We start from the raw sequence: 2,564 nt of genomic DNA, 5'->3' as shown, positions 1-2,564 counted from the left end.
TTGGAGCCTCTTCGTGTTTACGGGAAAGGGGACAGATAAATGGTTTGTGTTGTATAGACAGCTTATCTGTTCCCTTGATTACCTGAAATACCTATTAACTGAACTACCCACGCTGGGTAGTCATTATGAACCAGAAGCACTGGATCAGTTTTTGCCCTGGAACTTGATTGAAAAAATTAAGCCTCTAAAGTAATTGGGGTAGCTTGTCTAGGTGGAGAGAATTGACGCTTACATATATAAGTTAAAAAATAAATAATGGGGCTGCACAGTTTTATATATAAAAACCCTAACGGGTTTACTGCGCCCTATCGGGCGCTATATCAACTGAAAAAAGAAAATGGCCTTCGGTGGGGTGGGCTTTTTGTTTGAATGTTAACCTAAAATAGCGGCTTTAGTATTGATCAAACAACAGGAATCAGGAGGTTTCAAAAACCTTTAGTAAAAATACTATAAATAACAATAAAATTATGTAACCGCCATCTGTAGATCAACTGTGTTTCCACTTATAATTTCATCATGAACATTCTTCAGGTAGTCATCTAAAACTCCTTTTTCTAAAAACCTAAATGAAGAGGCAGCCACATAATCCATATCACTATCAATAGAGATCCATTTTCTTTTTTCCTTTTCTGCTACATAGCCTGTTGTATTAGATCCGGAAAATATATCAACCACAATATCCCCTGGTTCCGTAAGAAACCTAATAAAAAACTCAGGAAATCTTGCAGGAAATCTTGCTGGATGTCTCTTTACTCCAATAGCTTTGCACCCAGCCATATAAACCCCATTTGATTCTGAGTTTGGTATTTGTAATAAATTTGAAGGAATTGCTCCTCCATTATCTTTACCAAATCCTTTTCCTATATTATGTCCCGACGGTCGTTTCGCTGGATCATAAAACTTATCGGGGTCATCTAGTAGTTTTTTCATTCTATCGCTATATTCAACTAAAACATTTTTAACATCTGCTTTTGGATGCTCTGTTTTACTAAACCACCAAACAGTATTTACTGAGTCTTTTACTCTAATCTTACGTTTATTAACCCACTCAATTGGACTTGGCAGTTTTGAAGGGTTAAACCAATAAAAATCTTCTGCTAAAAAAAAACCTAAATTATCACAAAAATGGATAGGAACCCTAAAGTTATAAAGGCTTCTAGCTGGAACTCCTTTTCTATATGCTCCACCAAGGTCCAGGACAAAGCTTCCATCGGGCTTTAATTTTTTTAATACAATCTCTGCAAATTCTGACAACCATTCAAGATATTCATGCTGTTCCTTATTTCCATATTCCTTTTTTCTCTGTAACGCAAAAGGAGGACTTGTCATAACTAGATTAATGCTATTGTCAGGAAACTTTGAAAGAACCTTTAAAGAATCGCCACAATAGGCTCTTCCATTACTTGTTGTATAAGCTGGTTTTATGTCTAATTCTGGTAAAAAAATATTATCTGTCATTTATCATTTTCATTTTTGCTACTTATAGTCTGTAGACGTAAAGTCATCATAGTTTACATTATACGCCCATGCGTGCAAATAACACCACATCAAAATCCAGGAAACTATTTTCAGAAAAACTCAAAATTTTTCGAAAAAAAAGAAATGTTTCTCAAGAAGAGCTTGCTCATTTATCTGGATTGCATAGGACTTACATTGGGTCTGTTGAGCGTGGAGAGCGAAATATATCTATAGATAATATGGAACGTTTAGCAAATGCACTAAACATCAAAATAACGGATTTGCTAAGTAATGATGACTCCACATCCTGATATTAATATTTTCAATGAAATATACCCTGATGTTCTAAAGCTACAGGAATTGGCTTTAAAGCATGGTATTAATGATATTTTCCAAGATAACGGAGGCAAATTACTTCAGGTTCTTTTATTAACTGGATTAGAGGATTTGCCTGGAAGAGAGGGTAATGATGCTAAAGATATGTATGGGAATGAATATGAATTAAAATCCGTTAATACATTGCTAACTAAAAGCTTTTCTACTCATCACCACATGAACCCTACCATCATCGAAAAATATCGCCAAGTTGACTGGATTTTTGCAGTTTATGAAGGGATTAATCTTATCTCAATACATCAGCTCACCCCAGAAAATTTAGAGTTTTATTATTCAAGATGGGTGCAAAAATGGCATGCTGATGGAGGGAAGGATATTAACAATCCTAAGATCCCATTAAAGTATGTAATTCAACATGGAAAGCTTATTTACAACACTTACGCTGAAAATCCTGGAAACGGAGCATAGCGAAGTGAATATTTTTAGACCGCGATAGGCAACGCTGTGGATGAATACTCGTAGTATGAGCGGTAGCTAGGTTGTACGAAATCGTGATGGACGCAGGGCGAATCGGGGCATCGAAAATTATAACTAGTCCCGTTAAGCTTTTTCCGCGAACTTGAGCTGGGATGCCAAAAATGAGCTTTCGCAAAAGTAGGGACTCTTACACCCGTTATCAGCCCCGGACGGGCTGACAGCGATGGTTTTCAGGACGCGACTCTCAGGGGTGTCCATAATTTCACTATATAGTTGCTTGATAATTGACGTTA

General features: G+C 36.5%; 4 protein-coding genes. 3 read left to right on the top strand and 1 reads right to left on the bottom strand.

All coding sequences use genetic code 11. The features are described from left to right. Positions 1-193, top strand: a 193-nt coding sequence (locus tag K6984_RS30315) for a hypothetical protein (RefSeq protein ID WP_221898665.1), incomplete at its 5' end; no start/stop codon positions are given. Between the two features lie 272 nt (positions 194-465). Here K6984_RS30315 and K6984_RS30310 read toward each other — a convergent pair. Next, the gene (locus K6984_RS30310) at positions 466-1,458 is read right to left on the bottom strand and encodes a DNA-methyltransferase (protein WP_221898664.1); all 993 of its coding nucleotides are present in this window, start codon (positions 1,456-1,458) and stop codon (positions 466-468) included. Between the two features lie 68 nt (positions 1,459-1,526). Here K6984_RS30310 and K6984_RS30305 point away from each other — a divergent pair, with 68 nt between their 5' ends. Continuing rightward, the gene (locus K6984_RS30305; protein ID WP_221898663.1) at positions 1,527-1,769 is read left to right on the top strand and encodes a helix-turn-helix domain-containing protein; all 243 of its coding nucleotides are present in this window, start codon (positions 1,527-1,529) and stop codon (positions 1,767-1,769) included. Beyond that, entirely contained in the window at positions 1,750-2,262 is a 513-nt protein-coding gene (locus tag K6984_RS30300; RefSeq protein ID WP_221898662.1) for a PDDEXK family nuclease, read from the top strand. The genes K6984_RS30305 and K6984_RS30300 overlap by 20 nt, the downstream gene beginning before the upstream one ends. The last annotated feature ends 302 nt before the right edge of the window (positions 2,263-2,564 follow it).

Origin of the sequence: Bathymodiolus japonicus methanotrophic gill symbiont, assembly GCF_019721995.1 — a bacterium.
In the GTDB taxonomy this organism is placed as follows: Bacteria; Pseudomonadota; Gammaproteobacteria; order Methylococcales; family Methylomonadaceae; genus Methyloprofundus.
This window is presented reverse-complemented; position numbering and strand designations above follow the sequence as displayed.

Excerpts from the sequence above, each read along its gene's own strand:
- K6984_RS30310 (WP_221898664.1), bottom strand. The coding sequence starts at position 1,458 with ATGACAGATAATATTTTTTTACCAGAATTAGACATAAAACCAGCTTAT.
- K6984_RS30305 (WP_221898663.1), top strand. The coding sequence starts at position 1,527 with ATGCGTGCAAATAACACCACATCAAAATCCAGGAAACTATTTTCAGAA.
- K6984_RS30300 (WP_221898662.1), top strand. The coding sequence starts at position 1,750 with ATGATGACTCCACATCCTGATATTAATATTTTCAATGAAATATACCCT.